A 19,398-nucleotide genomic window follows, 5' to 3' on the forward strand; every position below is an offset into this window, starting at 1 on the left:
GTCGTCATGACATTACCTCCTCCTTCCATCATTCATAGTGTTGATATTGCCACAATGAATTATGCAAGGAAGAAGTTTTCAAATACCCTACCTTATGTAATAAACTAAAGCATGGTGCTTTATGATATGAATGCAGAAATACCTTGATATGCAAAATAAACCCCAAAGCCTACCAATGATAATCCAGAGATGATCGAAATGGCCATTAAGCTTTTTTCATTTAAGAACCTGCGAAATCCATTCGTTAATGCCGCTACAAAAAAATCCCAACAGGTAAGCCCAAGGAAGATCATCCCGCTATAAATGAAAAGTTGGGATGTCCCGTAACTTGAAGCTGTTTTAGCTAAAACAGATCCATATATCCCCAACCAAAATAAAATGGATAATGGACTGGTCACAGACATGATGAACCCTGTCAAAAAACAGGAAATTAAAGAATCTTTATTCCTATATTCATTTAATAATATCGTATTGACCCGTAAAACACTTTCGACCCCAGAATAAATAAGCACGAATCCCCCAAAAAGCCATAGAAAAATCTGGACAATCGGAATTTCTAAAAACCTTACCATACCTATATACACTAAAATCATGAACAAGGCATCTGCAATCATCGACCCTGCCCCAACGATCCAGGCATGCCAAAACCCGTTCTTGATTCCTTTATCGATACGAGCAGAGTTCACCGGACCGATCGGTGCTGCAAGGGTAAGTCCCAAGAAAAAGTAACTCAGCAGTAAATGTACACTCAAAAAGCATCACTCCTTCGAGCTAGTTCATGACTTGTACATTTTATGTGACAACCCTCGGCCTATAACCACTTGCCAAAAAAAATTTCCCGATTTACAAACAAAAAAAGCCGTGGGAAAGCCCGGCTTTTTCGGAGAACTTCTATAGAAACCTATTAGGCAGCAGCTTCTTTTTTATCTGAGCTAATGAATTTCATAACAATCAAAACGATGCCTATACCAATGATCCCTGAAATGATATAGGTCAAATTGATATGATTTTTCATGACAAGGGACATGACCGGAGGCCCTGCCGCAACTCCAATGAACCTTGATGACATATAGAAGGAAGTTATCGTACCCCGCTGTTCCTTTTTTATATTTTGAGTGATGATTGCGTCGAGTGTCGGCAATAACGCACCAATCGCTATGCCCACCAAACTCGTTACGAGTAATAAAAGGAAAACCTTGTTTTTTGTAAAACCGACAAATACAAGGCTGATTGAAAGAACAGCTATACTGATCATGATGATTTTTTTCATGATTGGTAATTCACCCTTGATTTTTTTCCCGGCAACATAAGAAGATACACAAAGGAAAAACAGCGGGATCGCTATTACTAAACCTTTTTTAACTCCATGCAAATCATGGATTTTTTCCAGATTATCAGACAAAAAGAAAAGAACACCAAACAAAACCAACATGACAAATACACCAATCAGGAAAACTGTATATAACCATTTCCCTTCCTGCTTGAATATTTTTTTCGTATCATGCCAGAATTCTTTGAATTTCTTCGGATCATCCTTCTCCTTTGGTACCTTTATAAAGAAAAAGACCAAGACAATAGATATTAAACTGAAGAATGAAATTGAGAAGAATGGTAAAAACCAGATAAATGCAGCAAACAGGGAACCCAGTATTGGACTCAGTACTTTCCCAAATGTATTCGAGGTTTCTATGATTCCTAAACAAGAACTGGTTTTTTCATCATCATCCTTGTATAGATCCCCCACCAGAGGCAAAATGATGGGCGAGGCCCCAGACGCCCCAATCCCTTGCAATACCCTCCCAATGATGATCCATGTGTATGGATTCTCCATTTTCCATGATGCATAACCTGCGATCAAGCCGCCGATGAGGGCAAGGATCAAGCTTGGCAGAATCACCATTTTCCGTCCAAATCTATCTGATAAATAACCCGCTATAGGAATTAAAAAAATGGATGCTACGGAATAGCTTGTTATAACCATACTTGATTGAAATGAAGATATTCCCACCTTTTCCTCGAAAATGGGCAAAACCGGGATAAGCATTGAATTTCCAAGTGTCATTACCAATGGAATCGATGCCATACTGATCAGGCACCATACGCTTACATCTTTATTTTGCTTCTCATGACCTTCCATACTTACACTCCTCATCCATTATAAAAGCAACTTATTGCATAAAAGGTAACATTGTGAAACTAATTTGTTTTGCATCATTATAGATGTCTTCAATTATTATGTTATAGCGCAGAAAGATTTATTCAGTAGCGCTTTACCCAAAATTACCCCTATTACCTTTAAAACAAAAAAAACCATTCTGTTTAAGAATGGGTCAGACTGTTGACAACTCGATATTAATTTAGATTGCCTACATTTTAGAGAGTGTAAAATATGAACGTTGATTTCAATTGGAGCCCCTTTTGTCTACAAACTCACCCCATTCTGTTTAATAATGGGTTTCATCCTTTCGTCTTTATAAAAGAATAATATTCCTTTTTTCACAATCCTTTAATATTTGGTCATTCCATACCGAAACCTGAACCTCGCCAATATGTGCTTTCTTCAGCAGAAACATGCATAATCTGGATTGCCCTATTCCTCCACCTATTGAATACGGAAGCTTTCCTTCCAATACGGCCTTATGATAATCGAGCACCTTACGATTTTCGTTTTTGGATAATCTTAATTGTTTTAACAGTGACTTTTCATCTACTCGAATTCCCATTGAAGAAACTTCAAAAGCACATTCCAAGAGTGGATTCCATAAAACGATATCTCCATTTAGGTCCCAATCATCATAATCCGGTGAACGTCCATCATGCTTTTCCCCCGATTGTAACTCTCCGCCAATTTTCATGATGAAAATTGCACCATATTTATTCGCTGCCACATTCTCCCTTTCCTTCGAAGTCAGATTCGGGTATAAATCCTCCAACTCCTGGGTCGTAATGAAGTGAATGTCATCAGGTAACACAGGCTTAAGCAGATGATGGAATTCAAACATATAACGTTCGGTCGATTTAATGGCTCTATATATTTTTTTTACTTCAGATTTTAATGTATCTACGTTACGCTGTTCCTTCGTTATGACTTTCTCCCAGTCCCATTGATCCACAAATAAAGAGTGTAAATGATCCAGTTTTTCATCACGTCTTATCGCATTCATATTTGTGTAAATGCCTTCACCACACGCCAAACCATACCTAGATAGAGTGATTCTTTTCCACTTCGCCAAAGATTGAACCACTTCGATTTGTTTATTCTTAATATCCAGAGCTTCAAAGGTAAGAATCCGATCCACACCATTTAAATTGTCATTTATGCCATTACCTTCATTTAAAATAATAGGTGCTGATACTTTAATCAGGTTTAACGCATTTGAAATTCCTTCTTCAAAACGATTCTTAATTTCATTTATTGCAATATCCGTATGCATGATATCAAGAATTGTTTTGTATTTATTCGGCATCGATAATTCAGGCATAATTATCCTCCAATTCCGCTTTGAATAGCGCATGCATTAAAATTGGCGTCTTTCCATTTGACTAAATTACATTATGAAGGAGTTTTCTGTGTTGTTACAAAAACACCATGTCACGACTAGGTACATCCATAAGCAGCAAACCGGACAATGATTCACCATATCCACTCAAAAAAAGGGTCAAAAATGTGGTACAAGTCCAATTATCTGAATACATTCAAATAAGTGAAGATGTAACAAACGATGAGGTGATGAATTGGGTGTTTTTTTCAGCTATGTATTATTAGGCTTATCACTGGCGGCTCCTATCGGTCCCATAAATGCTGCTCAATTGGACAAAGGAATCAAGAAGGGTTTTTGGCATGCCTGGGTTTTTGGCTGGGGTGCCATTTTAGCTGATTTTGTATTTATAGCCCTCGTCTTTTTCGGTGTCGTCCACTTTTTGGACAACTCCTTCATGAAGACATTTTTATGGCTGTTTGGATTTTTCGTCCTGACCTATACCGGAATCGAAAGTCTGTTAAGTGCAGGTAAGATTGAAGTGAATGCACGAAAAGCGAAAGATTCCCTTATTTCTTCATTCCTGACAGGATTCATCATGTCCCTTTCGAATCCTTTATCCATTTTGTTTTGGCTTGGAATTTACGGATCCATTCTGGCAAACTCCGCTTCAAAATATGATATGGATCAATTGCTTTTATACAGTTCAGGAATCCTTGTCGGCCTCTTAACCTGGGATTTCGCAATGGCCATCATCGCCAGCACCTTCAGACGCATTTTATCCAAACCCATTCTAATGGGCATCTCGATCATTTCAGGAATATCCCTTATAGGGATTGGCATTTACTTTGCCATCCAAGCAGCCAAGGCTTTATTTACATAAAGAGTTTACTCTTACATTCATTAAATATATAAAATAGGCAACCCATTTTAATGTCCATCTTTGTCCATGTCGGACACTTATCCCTCTTTGTTCATAGCTTGAAAGGGTAAACACAAAGGGAGGACTTCTTAAATGTATAATAATTATTACCCTTATAATGTTCCATATTATTATGATCCATATTATTATGATAATTCTTATGCCAATTTGCCTTATTATGATTACAGAATGCCAGTACAAACACTGGTTCCATTAGCTACTATTCAGAGTCATTTAAACGCAGGCCGACAAGGTCATTGTTTCAGAGGTTTTTGGGGTAACACCGAGCACACCTTTATTTTGATGGGGTTCAATGCTGCTACTGGTATGGTACAGATACTCGAAGGTGGCATCCCGAATGAGATTCATCATACAGATATAGTCGGATTACAATATCTAGGATTAACCTGCCCTGTCGGTGGCGGCGGACAAGGTGGCGGTCAAGGCGGCGGTCATGGCGGCGGTCAAGGTGGCGGTCAAGGCGGCGGTCAAGGTGGCGGTCAAGGCGGCGGTCATGGCGGCGGTCAAGGTGGCGGTCAAGGTGGCGGTCAAGGCGGCGGACAAGGTGGCGGACAAGGCGGCGGTCAAGGCGGCGGCGGTCAAGGTGGCGGTCAAGGCGGACCGGGCGGTAACTGTTTCCAGCAGTTCGTTCAGGGCGTTGGCTGGGTATGGATTTGTAGATAGAAAAAAGACAGCCGAAATATTCCGGCTGTCTTTTTTTATCCAAACCTAATCCAATGGGCATTTACTCGTGAGTTTCACACATTTACTCGTGAGTTTCACACATTTACTCGTGAGTTTCACACATTTACTCGTGAGTTCCGCGTATTTACTCGTGAATTTCGCACATTTACTGGTGAGTTCCGGATTAAGCTGCTTTTTTGTTAGTTGCCGCGTTCTTTTATTTGCTGTACCATTTTCTTAATGAACATTTCTATTGCGACATTTTCAAATTCTTGTTCCCCGTATTTCCGGACATTCACTTCATTTGCTTTCTCTTCTTTATCTCCAAGAACCAGCATATATGGGATTTTCCCCATCTGTGCTTCCCTGACTTTATACCCCAGCTTTTCATTCCGATCATCAATTTTCACTCTTATGCCTTTATTCTTCAGTTCTTTATGAACCTTTAAACAATAGTTCAAATGAACCTGTGAGACAGGGATGATCTGTACTTGCACCGGAGCGAGCCAGACGGGAAATGCACCGGCAAAATGTTCTATCAGAATTCCAAAAAAACGATCGATCGATCCAAAAATGGCACGATGAATGACGACCGGACGGACTTTTTCATTATTTTCATCAATGTAAGTCAGATCAAATTTATCGGGCATTTGAAAATCAAGCTGGATTGTTGCACATTGATGGCTTCTTTTTAATGCATCTTTAATATGAAAATCAATTTTTGGTCCATAAAATGCCCCGTCCCCTTCATTTACTTGATAATGTATCCCGATGCTTTCCAGAACATTTTTCAGGGCTGTTTCAGAAGCTTCCCAAAGGGAATCATCGCCCATTGAATCCTCTGGACGAGTCGAGAGCTCCACGGAATACTCGAATCCAAAAGTGCGATACACTTTATCAATCAGATGAAACACTTGTTTAATTTCACTTTCGATTTGATCCTTCCGAACATAAATGTGGGCATCATCCTGGCAAAATGTACGGACACGCAGCATCCCGTTCAATGCACCGCTATATTCATGACGGTGGACTTGACCGAATTCGGCCATCCGGATGGGTAAATCCCTGTAAGAATAAAGACTGTTTTTGAATATAAGCATATGACCCGGACAGTTCATTGGCTTCATCGCGAATTTTGTTTGATCCACCTCAGTGAAGTACATATTCTCATGGTAATGATCCCAGTGACCCGATTGTTCCCATAACCGCTGGTTCATCATGAAAGGAGTGCGAACTTCGTCGTAGTCAGCTTCAATTTGAAGCTCCCGTGAGAACTTCTCCAATTCATTTCTAACAATTTGTCCTTTCGGTAAATAAAACGGCATTCCAGGGGCTTCCTCCGAAAACATGAATAACTCCAACTGCTTCCCTAATTTACGGTGATCGCGTTTAGCCGCTTCTTCCAGAAATTCAAAATGCTCCTGTAAATCTTTTTTCTTTTGGAAAGCAACGCCATACACCCTTTGAAGCACTTCATTTTGATTGTCTCCCCGCCAGTAGGCACCAGATACACGTGTCAATTTGAACGATTTTACAAATGAAGTGGATGGAAGGTGCGGCCCTCTGCAAAGATCGACGAATTCCCCTTGTTGATAAAGCGTTAATTTTTCACCATTAGGGATGTTCTTTGCTATATCCAACTTGAATGACTCCCCTCTACCCACGAATAACTTTACAGCTTCATCATAAGTCGCTTCGATCCTTTTAATTTCCAGATTTTCACTTATGATATGCTCCATCTCTTTTTCAATGGCTTGTAGATCTTCTGAACTCAAAGGATGGTCTAACTTAAAATCATAGTAAAAACCATCTTCCACTACTGGCCCCATCCCTAATTCCACGTTTTGGTATAATCTTTTCACCGCCTGCGCCAAAACATGTGCCGATGTATGTCGTAACACTTGTAATCCTTCATCAGAATCCAGAGTCAAGATCGACAGTTCGGCATCCTTATTAAGCTTGTGACTTAGATCAACCAGTTGCTTACCCAGTTTTCCTGCTACTGCCTTTTTCCTTAAACTTGAGCTGATGGACCCTGCCACACTTTCCACCGTCACCCCTTGCGGATATTCCCTTTGCTGCCCATCCGGGAATTGAACTTTAATCATTTTTTCACTCATCACATAAACACCCCTTTTTTAATAATAAAAAAACGCACTCATCCCTATGCGAGGGACGAGTGCGTTTACCCGTGGTTCCACCCAATTTCCCATAAGCAAAAAACACTCATGGCTCTGGAGCTTGTAACGCAGCTTAGACGATATCAGTTACTCTTGTTCACCGATATAGCTCAAAGGCGGTAAATCAGTTTCCTAAGCCAGGAAGTTCGCAGCTGCCCTTCCCTCTCTGCAGACCGTAAAAATGATTCATGTCCTTATCATGGCAATAATTATAATAATATAAAAACGCACCCATCCCTAAGTAAGGGACGAGTGCGTTTACCCGTGGTTCCACCCAATTTCCCATAAGCAAAAAACACTCATGGCTCTGGAGCTTGTAACGCAGCTTAGACGATATCGGTTACTCTAGTTCACCGATATAGCTCAAAGGCGGTAAATCAGTTTTCTAAGCCAGGAAGTTCGCAGCTGCCCTCCCCTCTCTGCAGACCGTAAAAATGATTCATGTCCTTATCATGGCAAAAATTATAATAATAAAAAACGCACCCATCCCTAAGTAAGGGACGAGTGCGTTACCCGTGATTCCACCCAATTTCCCATAAGCAAAAAACACTCATGGCTCTGGAGCTTGTAACGCAGCTTAGACGATATCAGTTACTCTTGTTCACCGATATAACTCAAAGGCGGTAAATCAGTTTCCTAAGCCAGGAAGTTCGCAGCTGCCCTTCCCTCTCTGCAGACCGTAAAAATGATTCATGTCCTTATCAATGCTTCTAAAAATGTAAATGGATTTTTATATTGTTATATATATTACAATATATTCCCATAAGTGACAACCTCAAATTTATTAATTTCATTACAAACACTAAATTGGTATAATTAGTAAAAAAGGAGTCTCTATGAAAAGTTTAAGCAATTGGTCTATCGTATTTGCAGTGATTGGTACACTATCATTTTGCTGTTCCCTTGCTTTAGCAAAAGCCTCCGAGCTGCTTATGATTTCAGGATTCGGTGCGTTGCTTATTGGTATGTTTTGCAGTTTAGGGGCCATGTTTACCAATGAAAAAGGAAAGTTGAAGTTTTTGGCTGTGGCTGCATTCTTTCTTTTAAGTTTCATTCTCGTTTGGAATGAGCCATTTCAAATTGTCAGGCTCTTGACCTGGATGAAAAATTAATCGAAATGAAAAACCCGTTCTTCATGACGGGTTTTTTGATGAGTTCAATCTTCATCGGCTATCGTTCGACTTGAATTCTTTATTCCAAGCCATAGCGTAAGTCCAGTGGTCCAGAGAATTAGCGTACATCCGAAGCCGAGCAATGATAACGGTGCAAGGATTTGATGCTCCCCAAACATGACGGTGTCTGGCACAATAAGCAATGTGATAAGCGCCAATAAACAGAGAAGCACTCCTGTTGCATAGTAAACCTTGATTTGGAAAAGTGACGCCAAAGGTAAAAAATGAATCCCTACAATAATGGCGATGATGCCTGGTATAAGATCAATCTGATCTATCAAGTTACAGATGGCAATGGCAATTCCAATCAGCAAACCTTCGGCAATGAAAACCATATTAAACAAAAATCCAATACGCTTCAGACGCCTAGCCCCATTTTCTGAAACTTGATTGGACATTTTTTGTGATGCATGAATTAATGATATGCCTCCGATAACCATTATGATTCCGACCAATATGGCTGCGAGTTCCACGTAGGGAAACCCCCACCCCTGCAATCCCATTACACCGGTACCCGCCCACAGAGTTCCGAAGACCGCCATGAAAATGACTCCAATTCCAGAACCGCGAAACGCCTCTTTCATCATCAGTTTCCTTTCATGCAAAGTTTTATCATACATAGAATAATAGTATTACGCACCCTCCCCGATTATTCAGCTGCAAAAAAAGATTTTATTGAAAAAATTACCATATCGCGAACTTTAATAGATAATTTCCGCTTTCGGAGATATAACTGGATTTTCGGAGATATATTTCGATTTTCGGAGATATATTTCGATTTTCGGAGATATAACTGGATTTTCGGAGATATATTTCGATTTTCGGAGATATATTTCGATTTTCGGATATATAACTGGGTTTCGCAGATATATTCCTATTTTCGGAGATATAACTGGATCTTCGTCGATATATTCCTATTTTCGGAGATATAACTGGAATTTCATACAAAAAAACCTGAGTCCCCAAAGGGATCTCAGGTTTTTTCCATTGGTATCAGGCCACATCTGATTTATCGAATTGACAATCTTTTAATGATATTAATTTGGTCTTGTGATAAATCTTGTATCCTAACCAGATAGCCAGGAATATCGGTAATCCGATATAGGAGACGGCGACCCCATACCAGTCGATGCTGCCGCTTAGGAATGCTTGATAGTTCTGCCCTGCAATGACACCCATGCAAAGGACGAATGATAGGATCGGACCGAGTGGAAACCATTTTGCTTTATATTTCAATTCGTTCAAATCACCGCCCTGTGCGACGTAGGCCCGTCTAAAGCGATAATGGCTTATGGCGATTCCAATCCAGGCGATGAAGCCGGTTAGCCCGGATGCATTCAATAGCCATGTAAATACATGGTCCCCAAAAATGGATGTCAAGAAGGCGAGCCCGCCAATTAATGCCGTTAGAATCAAAGCATTCATCGGGATCCCCCTGCGGTTGACTTTGGCCAGGAATTTGGGAGCTTGATGATCTTTTGCCATCGACCATAACATCCGTGTTGATGCATATAGCCCCGAGTTCCCTGCGGATAGTAAGGAGGTTAACACGACTGCATTCATGACGGATGCCGCGAATGCCAGTCCTGCCCGTTCAAAGACAAGTGTGAAAGGGCTTACAGAAATATTATCGACATCTCCGTTCAACAAACTTGGACTTGTATACGGTATTAAGAGGCCGAGTATCAGGATGGCCCCGATGTAAAATAATAGGATGCGCCAAAATACTTGACGGATCGCATTCGGAACATTTTTTTCGGGTTCTTCGCTTTCTCCGGCAGCAATACCAACCAGTTCCGTGCCTTGAAAAGAAAATCCCGCGATTAGAAAGATTGAGATGATCGATAAAAATCCTCCCTTGAATGGTGCCTCATCCATGGTGAAGTTTTCAAATCCGATCACCTTTCCGCCAAAAACCCCCAATATGGTCAATAAACCAATAATGATGAAGCAAATGATGGCAATGACTTTTATTAAGGCAAACCAATATTCAGATTCACCATAGCTTTTAATAGATAGGGCGTTGAGGGTGAAGACGATTCCAAGAAATAATGCACTCCATATAAGGCTGGGTACATCAGGGAGCCAGAATTTCATGATGATGGCTGCAGCGGCTATTTCCACGGCAAGGGTGACTGCCCAGTTAAACCAATAATTCCAGCCAAGTGCAAAGCCGAATGCGGGATCAACAAAGCGTGTGGCATAGGTGGAAAATGATCCCGACACAGGCATATATGTCGCCATTTCCCCTAAGCTCGTCATAAGGAAATAAACCATGATTCCAATGCAGGCATATGCAGCAAGGGCACCACCAGGCCCTGCGCTCTGGATGGTTGCCCCGCTTGCCAGGAATAATCCGGTTCCTATTGAACCGCCAATGGCAATCATGGTCATATGCCTTGCTTTCAGTTGCCTTTTAACTGTCGGTTCTTGATTATCGGGATGCCTTTTAACTGTCGGTTCTTGATTATCAATGAGATTCATATCCATATGGTTCCTACCTCATTTTCTTTTATAGTTAAAAGTTCAAGAAATATAAGAGTTTTTAACAACCGCTTTGTGAAAGACTGAAATATTTCGCTTTACCTGCTGGGATGCTATCCAGTTTAATTGCCATTGCCTGGTATCGTCTCCCTATTCCCGGCCTGGGTGACCCCATCCTGCTCAGTCTCCATTCCGCACCATTGAATTAAAGTAAGGGCAATGATCTCCGCTGTGGAGAATACGTTGTCGAGCAGGATGTATTCATTTGGATAGTGGGCAACCTCGGTTACTCCTGGCCCGAAAACGATTGCAGGCGTTTCACCGACATGTGTCAGCAATCCCCCATCCGTTCCCCAAGGGGATGCTTCTATGACAGGGTCCTGTCCGGCCACTTGCCGATATTGATGAACAAGCGCATTCATCAGTTCATGCTCTACATCAATTGCTCCTGGAACCCAGCGTGCCCCGAACCATTCCAATACGGGCGGGTTTTCCTTGAACCATTGGTCCACTTCCCCCAGCTGCAATAACCAGGCAGCCATTTCGTCTTTCGCCTGCACCATCGTTTCCTCCGGTGCAACGCCCATCCTTCCTTCGATTTTCACAAGGTCGGGAACGGATGACGGCCAATTACCACCTTCAATGACACCTAGATTGATTGGAATCGGAATAGGCGTGTTCTGATAAAGCGGATCACTGATACGTGCATTTCGCTTGTCTTCCAAGGCACGAATATGATTGATGACGGTCATGCTTTTTTCAATCGCACTAACGCCTTCATACCTTGTTCCGCCATGGGCTGACCGTCCTTTAACAGAGATTCGGAACCACATCGAACCCTGCTGTTTCGGGAAGATCCTCATATTCGTCGGTTCAGGGATCAGGGCGGCATCGGCTTTATATCCCCTCAGGACGGCCGCTAATGTTCCGGCTCCGCCGCTTTCTTCTTCAATCACACTTTGAAAAATGACATCTCCCTTTAATTGGATGCCATTTTCCTTCAATGCCTGCATCGCAAGGATAAGCGATACATTTCCACCCTTCATATCGGTTACTCCGCGTCCAAACATTCTTCCATTCTTAATCGCTCCGCTATATGGGTCGTCGTCCCACTGATCCCGGTCTCCATCTGGAACCACATCGATGTGTCCGTTCAAAATGATGGAACGTCCGCCTCCAGTCCCTTTCATGATACCTACCACATTGGGGCTGTTGGAAAATTCACTGCGTGGAGAATAGAAATAAGAATGCTTTTTCAGCTCTCCGCCGTCAGGTTCCCAACTATCGATCTGCAAACCCATTTCCTGCAGCTTTTGTGCGACGATGGCCTGTGCCCCTGCTTCATTTCCTTGCGTACTCGGGGCTTGTACCATTTTTTGCAAAAGGTTTGTTCCTTCTTCCCGATGATCCTCTATCCATTGGTTTATCCGTTTTTTTATATCCGGCACATTTATCCTCCTTAAATACACATATTCTCATAGATTACTGAAAGTCCCATTCCACCTGCCATACACAACGTTACCATTCCGTACTTAACTTGTGAACGCAACATTTCATGCATCAGTGTGACTGTCAATTTTGCACCTGTTGCTCCTACAGGGTGACCAAGTGCAATTGCCCCTCCATTGACATTGACAATATCCTGATTCAAATCTAACTCCTTGATCACTGCAAGTGCTTGGGCAGCAAAGGCTTCATTAAGTTCAATCAGTCCGATATCCTCTAACGATAGACCTGCTTTTGCCAATGCCTTTCGAGTCGCTGGTACGGGTCCAATCCCCATAACTCCAGGTTCAACTCCTGCACTGGCGAAAGCTTTTATTTTCAAGAGCGGTTTTAATCCCTTTTCTTCTGCTTGCTGCTTGGACATTAATAGTACAGCTGCAGCTCCATCATTCATAGGACAGGCATTTCCTGCCGTAATGGTTCCTTCATTTTTGAATACTGCTGGAAGACTGGCTAGTTGATCTAGATGAATGTCCTCGCGTACCCCTTCGTCATGGTTGAAGATTTGAAGTCCTTTTCGATCCTTGATTTTAAGCGAAATAATTTCTCTATCAAAGCGACCCTCTACTATAGCTTTACAAGCCTTCTTGTGGCTTTGATAAGCAAATTGATCCTGTTCTTCACGACGGATACCGTATTTTTCAGCCAAGCGCTCGGCAGTTATTCCCATATGCTCATTTCCCAAGGAACATATTAATCCATCTGCCAGCAGAGCATCCTCCATCGTTACGTTTCCAAATTTACCGCCCCATCTATTTTTCACGATATAAGGCACATTGCTCATGCTCTCCACTCCGCCGGCAATGATTACGTCTTCTTGACCAGCAGCGATAGTTACAGCGGCGTTGGTAATGGCCTTTAAACCTGATCCACATGCTTTGATTACAACGTGGCCTGGGACACTGTGTGGGAAACATGCCATCTGCGACGAAATTCGGGCCGAGTTTAGTCCGCCTCCGTGGACATAGCCATGTCCGAAAATCACTTCATTTACCTTCTCTTTATCTAACCCAGAATTATCCATTAAACCTTCCAATACTTGACGGCCCAATTCGGTAGCTTTAACATTCCGTAGTGATTTGCCAAAGGATCCAACTGCAGTTCGCGCTCCAGCAACGATGACAACCTCATTCATGCTTTTTTCCTCCTCTTACCTATTCAATGGTGTTGACAGCAGCATGGATTTTCAACGTTGCCTCCGTATTCCTTATCACATCATCCACTGTATATGGAGCCATGACTTCCTTCAGCACCAATCCCTCTTCTGTAACTTCCATGACTGCCATATCCGTGATGATTAAATCCACACTCTGCCTTGCCGTCAATGGAAGCGTACATGTCTTCAATATCTTCGATTCACCCTGCTTATTCACGTGATTCATCAGTACGATCACCTTTTTGGCTTTCTGGGCAAGTTCCATTGCACCGCCCATCCCCGGCACCCGCTTTCCTGGGACGATCCAATTCGCCAAATCCCCTTTTTCACTCACTTCCAGGGCTCCAAGTATGGTGATGTCGATGTATCCTTTCCTGATCATTCCAAATGCCGTTGCACTGTCAAAGTAAGAAGCTCCCGGTACAGTGGTGATCGGGAAACCTCCCGCATTACAGAGGGCAGGATCTTCTTTCCCGGGATCAGGACTTGGACCTGTACCGAGAACTCCGTTTTCCGCATGAAACAGCACAGAGATATCTTGAGGTATATGGTCGGCCACCAAGGTAGGGATGCCGATGCCTAAGTTGACGATCAATCCGTCATGAATTTCCTTGGCGGCGCGTTTCGCGATGCGATTTCGTACATCTACTGCCATGCCCATTTCCAATTCACCCCTTTTGTCGGAATCACCATATCTACATAAATGCCTGGTGTGGCAATACATTCCGGATCCAATTCGCCTGCAGGAACGATTTCCTCCACTTCAGCAATCGTGAAGGCTCCAGCCATCGCGACCAGCGGATTGAAATTACATGCAGTCTTGTCGTACACTAAATTCCCCAGCGAATCTGCCTTTTTGGCATGGACAATGCTGACTTCAGCCGTCAAAGCGGTTTCCACCAAATATTCTTTTCCTTCTATCATGATCTTGTCCTTGCCTTCTTCGGCTATCGTACCAATCCCGACATCGACAAAAATCCCGCCTAAGCCTACACCGCCAGCACGAATCCGTTCGGCTAATGTCCCTTGCGGTGAAAATTCGACTTGCAGCTTTCCTTCAGTCATGAGCCTGCCGGCATTAGGATTGGATCCGATATGCGAGGCGATCACTTTCTTTGCCCTTTCAGCAGTCACAAGCCGGCCAATGCCGATGTCAGGGAATCCAGTATCATTGCCAATCAAGGTCAATTCCTTGACGCCCTTGGCAAGAATACCCTGTACGAGCGTCGGGGGGGTCCCCACCCCGCCAAATCCGCCATACATGAGTGTGCATCCATCGGAAATATGCTCCAATGCTTCTTCCATGGTCACAATTTTGTTTTTCTTCGTAATGACCTGCTTCATACCGTTCCTCCTAAATAGCCTGCATGTCCTCAATCAAACCTTCCGAGTGCAATTCACGCTGCAACTCTTCAAGGGAAGCTTCCAGTATCTTGACGAGGCGATCGATTTCTTCATTCGTAATGATTAATGGCGGAGATAGGATAACCGCATCACCAGCGATTCCTTCAATCGCACCTGCAGCAGGATAGATCAACAATCCCTTCGCAAACGCCTTATTGACAAGCCTAGTGGTCAGGCCGATTTGCAAGTCGAATGGCGTTTTTGAAATCCGATTGGAGACAAACTCAAGTCCGAGGAGAAGCCCTTTCCCCCGTACATCACCAATGATGTCGAATTTCCCAGCCAACCCTTGCAGCTTCTTAAACAGATATTGACCTTTTTCTTCAGCCGCCTGAACCAGGTCATTTCCCTCAATGTAGGAAAGCACTTCCAATGAAACGGCTGCAGATAGAGGATTTGCACTATATGTGTGTCCAGCCATGATTGAATTCGAGCCTTTTAAAATGGGCTCCATGACACGGTCACTAACCATTGTGGCTGCCATTGGAGTATAACCGGCGCTCATTCCTTTACCCAATGCGATGATATCCGGGTCGACTCCCCAATGTTCCATAGCGAACATTTTTCCTGTCCGTCCGATTCCCGTCATTACCTCATCGGCGATAAAGAGAATGTCATAGTTTTCGCAGATTTCCTTAATCCTTTGATAGTAACCATCCTGCGGTGTTACAGCACCAGCGGATGCCCCGATGATCGGTTCTGCGATGAAAGCTGCGATATTCTCGGAGCCGACCCTTTGAATGGCTGTTTCCAGTTCATTTGCACACTGAAGCTTGCAGCCGGAAAATTCATTATTATAAGGACATCGATAACAGTAGGGAGCGGAAATGCTAGGGAAATCTTCCAATAGCGGAACAAAACGCTTTCTCCTCGGTACATGACCTGACATCGATAAAGCGCCCATCGTAATCCCATGATAACTCGTCCATCTGGAGACGATACGATTTTTACGCTCATATCCTTTTTCTTGCCAATGCTGAATCGCTATCTTCATCGCCGTTTCGGTCGCTTCGGATCCGCTATTCACGAAAAATGACCAATTCAAATCCCCTGGAGCCAAATCACTTAGCTTTTTGGCTAATGCTTCTGCGGCTTCACTCGTAAAATGAGACCTGTATGCAAAAGAAACTTTGCGGGCCTGCTCCGTCATTGCATCGACAACGTCCATTACACCATGGCCAATACTTGCCGTAACAGCACCTGATGATCCGTCTATATACTGCTTTCCATCTGTATCATAAAGATAAATTCCATTCCCATGAGAGATAGTGGGATAGTCATGATCTAAAGTAGGCTTAATCAAATAATTGCGTGTCATGTCATCTCTCCTTTTTAACGTTCGTACACATTATCTATCAATATATTAAGTTTTTAAAAGGAACCTATCCTAAAAGGCTCATCCTGAATCAGGATGGATTCTGTAGGGCAGCCTTCCATAGCATCTTGCATGTCATCATGCAGAATCTCAGGAACCTCGGCAATCCCTTGATTATCGTCCAAGATGACGAAAGCGATCCCTTGATCGTCATAGTCATAAATCTCAGGACCTGTTGAACCGCATGCCCCGCACGCAATACAGGTTTCTTTATCGACCCAAGTGTATTTAGCCATAAAAATAATCCTCCTACTTGAGGGATAAATCTTTACCCCAAATATTCATGTCCTCATACTTATCCCAAATATTGCAATTCTTCGTTAATCTGCCGCCATATTCATATCCCAGCTGATGAAAGACGGCGTTCATGCCCATTGACAATGAACGCGCTAACGAATAAGAGCAATAAATGTTTTTCCTGAACAATTCTTGTTCCAAGGCGGAGATGAGCACCTTCATGAAACCATGCTTCCGATGTTGGGGAATTGTTGCACAGTCCGTTAATTCAGCATTGTGATACATCTCATTCACTTCAGCGGATGCAGCACTCACGATGGTTCCTTCATATTCGATAACACTAAAGATCGTGCCTTCCTCCATCACTTTCTTGATATATCGCTCATCATTCATCGGTGTAGGATAGGTTTCAAAGATGGCACCATATAAATTCGCCAGCTCTTTTGCATCTTCAACCGTAGCAAACCGGAGGATATAATCCTTAGGTATTTGCTGAGATTCAATCAGTCTAGAAATCTCACTTACATCTTGGATTACTTTATCTTCCTTGACCCAAAAGTCGCTTGTTCGCCTTTCATCCGTTAAATAGAAGGCCATGCAATAAGCATCATTCCCTTTGAAATACTTGCTCAATCTTCCTTCCAGCATGAATCCTTTACCCAACGCCGCTGATAAATCTTCATTCCTCGCTTTAAGTATCACTTTTGTAAAGCCCTGCTCCTTTGCAATGGCAAGGGCCCGATCGATTGCTTTTTTGATATTTCCCCGATAATCATCCATACGCAAGCGCTGATTGGCATGATCATGATAGAGCTCCATCGTATAACAATCCCCGGTCTCCATTTGGGTAAAAAAAGGCAGCTTTTGAACAGGCATTATGTACCCCCCTTATTTAAAGAATTCGGGAGAAGAGATGCATATCATCCGCTTCTCCCGGCATTCTATTTCCAATTAAATAATTTTTTGATAGGTGCCTGAAGAAGCTGATCATACGTAAACTCATCAGGATATTCACTCACATCATAGATGGATAAGGCTTCATCCACCTTTTGATTCATCGAATCAGACACATAGATTCCACATTCAGGACAGTTCAAGGCTGGAACTTGAAGGACTTTTATTGAGCGTTTCCCGTCAGGCATGATCCAGTAACAATCCTTCTTTTCGCTTTCTTCTACGTTTGGGGCATTGCACCACAAGCAGTCCATCTTCATTCCTCCTTGCCGTCAGATTTCACCGAGCCACTAGCGGCCATGGCGTTCTTTTTTTCTTGGGCTAACCTTAATTTTTCCTTCATTTCATCCCGTTTATCACGGCGATCCTTCAAGGAAGCATGTTCGTCAGTGCTTTCATACGATTTTCTCTTGTCAAGACGACGAAGGCCCTCTGGTACCAAGTTGAATTTCTCATCCGTCATGAGTGCGGAAATCCCGACGGCTTCTTTCCTATCCGCAGTACCATACACTTCATCAAAGTAAGCATCCGCACTGCCGGCAACATAATTCTTCGGCTCCGGATAACTTGTGATCACTCCTTCAAAGTTCCGTAAAACGACTTTATCCGGACTTTGCGAAAGAAGGTAATTCGGAGTCAAGGCAATCTTTCCGCCTCCGCCAGGAGCATCCACCACAAAAGTTGGCACCGCATATCCTGATGTATGGCCGCGCAGCGCTTCAATGATTTCCAGTCCTTTTGAAACCGGCGCCCGGAAATGGCCAATCCCTTCAGATAGATCACATTGATAAATGTAATAAGGTCTAACCCTCGCTTTAACACAGTCATGCATAAGCTTTTTCATGATATGTACACTATCGTTGATACCAGCCAGGATGACTGCCTGATTACCAAGCGGCACCCCTGCCATCGACAGCATATCACATGCTTTTTTCGCTTCATCCGTCAGTTCAAGTGAATGATTGAAATGCGTATTCAACCAAATTGGATGGTATTTTTTCAGAATATTACATAAATTTTCCGTGATCCTCTGCGGGAAAACGACCGGTGCACGTGTGCCGATCCGAATGATTTCCACATGCGGTATGGCACGTAAGTTACTCAATACGTATTCAAGGATCTTATCATTGATCAACAGGCCGTCTCCTCCAGAGATCAGCACGTCCCTCACTTCCGGAGTGTTCCGGATATATTCAATCGCCCCGTCAAGCTGCTTCTTGGGAACACCCATGCCTACCTGACCTGAAAAACGGCGTCGCGTACAATATCTGCAGTACATGGAGCATTGGTTCGTTACAAGGAATAGAACCCGATCCGGATAACGATGCGTCAATCCAGGAACAGGGGAATCCTCATCCTCATGCAGCGGATCCTCCAAATCATATCTAGTCTTGTTCATTTCTGCCGAAAGCGGTACCGACTGTAAACGAATCGGACAGCGAGGATCATCGGGATTCATCAATGAAGCATAATAAGGCGTAATGTTCAACGGAATCGTTTGAGTCGAAATCCGGACTCCTTCCTCTTCATCCGGTGTCAAGTTGACGACCTTTTTCAGATCATCCAGTGTTTTAATCGTATTGGTCAATTGCCAGATCCAATCATTCCACTGCTCTTCCGTTACATCCTTCCATAATTCGATATCATTATAATGCCTGCGTCCACCTAGGTATTCTTTATTTTTTACATCCATTCCCATCAAATTCATTTAAAATGCCCCCTTATTCTAAGAACTTATATATATACTCTCGCAAGAATGATGCCAACATTGATAACAAGGAAATCATAAGCAAATGGGGGGAAACCTAGCTGAAAATCGCAAGATATTTTTCATTATGCATAATT

General features: G+C 42.9%; 18 protein-coding genes and 3 other annotated features. Of the genes, 3 read left to right on the forward strand and 15 right to left on the reverse strand.

Annotated features, from left to right (window positions below):
- Nucleotides 1-119: 119 nt before the first annotated feature.
- The 3 genes from ACSR9O_RS16565 to asnA form a co-directional block, all read right to left on the reverse strand.
- Nucleotides 120-752, reverse strand: coding sequence for a LysE family transporter (locus ACSR9O_RS16565; protein ID WP_230176605.1), 633 nt, complete (start codon nt 750-752; stop codon nt 120-122).
- A gap of 152 nt (nt 753-904) precedes the next feature.
- On the reverse strand, nt 905-2,137 hold the full coding sequence (locus ACSR9O_RS16570) for an MFS transporter (protein ID WP_230176604.1): 1,233 nt from the start codon (nt 2,135-2,137) through the stop codon (nt 905-907).
- Nucleotides 2,138-2,471: 334 nt separating this feature from the next.
- Nucleotides 2,472-3,467 carry an aspartate--ammonia ligase gene (asnA, locus tag ACSR9O_RS16575; RefSeq protein WP_491725484.1) on the reverse strand — a complete coding sequence of 332 codons (996 nt, stop codon included), beginning with the start codon at nt 3,465-3,467 and terminating at the stop codon, nt 2,472-2,474.
- 268 nt (nt 3,468-3,735) lie between these two features.
- On the opposite strand from asnA, the gene ACSR9O_RS16580 reads away from it, so the two are divergent.
- Nucleotides 3,736-4,362 carry a LysE family transporter gene (locus ACSR9O_RS16580; RefSeq protein ID WP_101223172.1) on the forward strand — a complete coding sequence of 209 codons (627 nt, stop codon included), beginning with the start codon at nt 3,736-3,738 and terminating at the stop codon, nt 4,360-4,362.
- A gap of 132 nt (nt 4,363-4,494) precedes the next feature.
- Nucleotides 4,495-5,085, forward strand: coding sequence for a hypothetical protein (locus tag ACSR9O_RS16585; protein ID WP_491724731.1), 591 nt, complete (start codon nt 4,495-4,497; stop codon nt 5,083-5,085).
- A gap of 200 nt (nt 5,086-5,285) precedes the next feature.
- On the opposite strand, the gene thrS is transcribed toward ACSR9O_RS16585, so the two are convergent.
- A complete protein-coding gene (thrS, locus tag ACSR9O_RS16590) occupies nt 5,286-7,193 on the reverse strand; it encodes a threonine--tRNA ligase (protein WP_491725485.1) in 1,908 nt (635 codons plus the stop codon).
- 60 nt (nt 7,194-7,253) lie between these two features.
- Nucleotides 7,254-7,475: a binding site (T-box leader), on the reverse strand.
- 31 nt (nt 7,476-7,506) lie between these two features.
- Nucleotides 7,507-7,728: a binding site (T-box leader), on the reverse strand.
- Between the two features lie 30 nt (nt 7,729-7,758).
- Nucleotides 7,759-7,979: a binding site (T-box leader), on the reverse strand.
- A 122-nt stretch (nt 7,980-8,101) separates the two neighbouring features.
- Here thrS and ACSR9O_RS16595 point away from each other — a divergent pair.
- Nucleotides 8,102-8,377 (forward strand): hypothetical protein, encoded by a 276-nt coding sequence (locus ACSR9O_RS16595; protein WP_101223175.1) that lies wholly within the window; start codon nt 8,102-8,104, stop codon nt 8,375-8,377.
- Nucleotides 8,378-8,421: 44 nt separating this feature from the next.
- On the opposite strand, the gene ACSR9O_RS16600 is transcribed toward ACSR9O_RS16595, so the two are convergent.
- From ACSR9O_RS16600 to kamA, 11 genes are all read right to left on the reverse strand, one after another.
- Nucleotides 8,422-9,057, reverse strand: a complete 636-nt coding sequence (locus ACSR9O_RS16600; RefSeq protein ID WP_491724732.1) for a DUF7010 family protein — start codon at nt 9,055-9,057, stop codon at nt 8,422-8,424.
- A gap of 373 nt (nt 9,058-9,430) precedes the next feature.
- Complete coding sequence (locus ACSR9O_RS16605) at nt 9,431-10,921, reverse strand: amino acid permease (protein WP_148357909.1); 1,491 nt, start codon at nt 10,919-10,921, stop codon at nt 9,431-9,433.
- 122 nt (nt 10,922-11,043) lie between these two features.
- Complete coding sequence (locus tag ACSR9O_RS16610) at nt 11,044-12,369, reverse strand: peptidase (protein WP_101223176.1); 1,326 nt, start codon at nt 12,367-12,369, stop codon at nt 11,044-11,046.
- Between the two features lie 11 nt (nt 12,370-12,380).
- Nucleotides 12,381-13,562, reverse strand: coding sequence for a thiolase family protein (locus ACSR9O_RS16615; protein ID WP_230176598.1), 1,182 nt, complete (start codon nt 13,560-13,562; stop codon nt 12,381-12,383).
- 19 nt (nt 13,563-13,581) lie between these two features.
- The gene (locus tag ACSR9O_RS16620; RefSeq protein ID WP_491724733.1) at nt 13,582-14,244 is read right to left on the reverse strand and encodes a 3-oxoacid CoA-transferase subunit B; all 663 of its coding nucleotides are present in this window, start codon (nt 14,242-14,244) and stop codon (nt 13,582-13,584) included.
- Nucleotides 14,229-14,927: a CoA transferase subunit A gene (locus ACSR9O_RS16625; protein ID WP_491724734.1), complete on the reverse strand. Its 699-nt coding sequence runs from the start codon at nt 14,925-14,927 to the stop codon at nt 14,229-14,231. The genes ACSR9O_RS16620 and ACSR9O_RS16625 overlap by 16 nt, the downstream gene beginning before the upstream one ends.
- A 10-nt stretch (nt 14,928-14,937) precedes the next feature.
- Complete coding sequence (locus ACSR9O_RS16630; RefSeq protein ID WP_491724735.1) at nt 14,938-16,305, reverse strand: aspartate aminotransferase family protein; 1,368 nt, start codon at nt 16,303-16,305, stop codon at nt 14,938-14,940.
- Nucleotides 16,306-16,358: 53 nt separating this feature from the next.
- Nucleotides 16,359-16,598 carry a ferredoxin gene (locus tag ACSR9O_RS16635; RefSeq protein ID WP_328177501.1) on the reverse strand — a complete coding sequence of 80 codons (240 nt, stop codon included), beginning with the start codon at nt 16,596-16,598 and terminating at the stop codon, nt 16,359-16,361.
- 13 nt (nt 16,599-16,611) lie between these two features.
- Nucleotides 16,612-17,475, reverse strand: a complete 864-nt coding sequence (gene ablB / locus ACSR9O_RS16640; RefSeq protein ID WP_491724736.1) for a putative beta-lysine N-acetyltransferase — start codon at nt 17,473-17,475, stop codon at nt 16,612-16,614.
- 65 nt (nt 17,476-17,540) lie between these two features.
- Nucleotides 17,541-17,807: a YokU family protein gene (locus tag ACSR9O_RS16645; protein ID WP_157831034.1), complete on the reverse strand. Its 267-nt coding sequence runs from the start codon at nt 17,805-17,807 to the stop codon at nt 17,541-17,543.
- Between the two features lie 2 nt (nt 17,808-17,809).
- Nucleotides 17,810-19,246 carry a lysine 2,3-aminomutase gene (gene kamA, locus ACSR9O_RS16650; protein ID WP_148357910.1) on the reverse strand — a complete coding sequence of 479 codons (1,437 nt, stop codon included), beginning with the start codon at nt 19,244-19,246 and terminating at the stop codon, nt 17,810-17,812.
- Between the last annotated feature and the right edge of the window lie 152 nt (nt 19,247-19,398).

It is taken from the genome of Peribacillus sp. B65 (assembly GCF_058513295.1).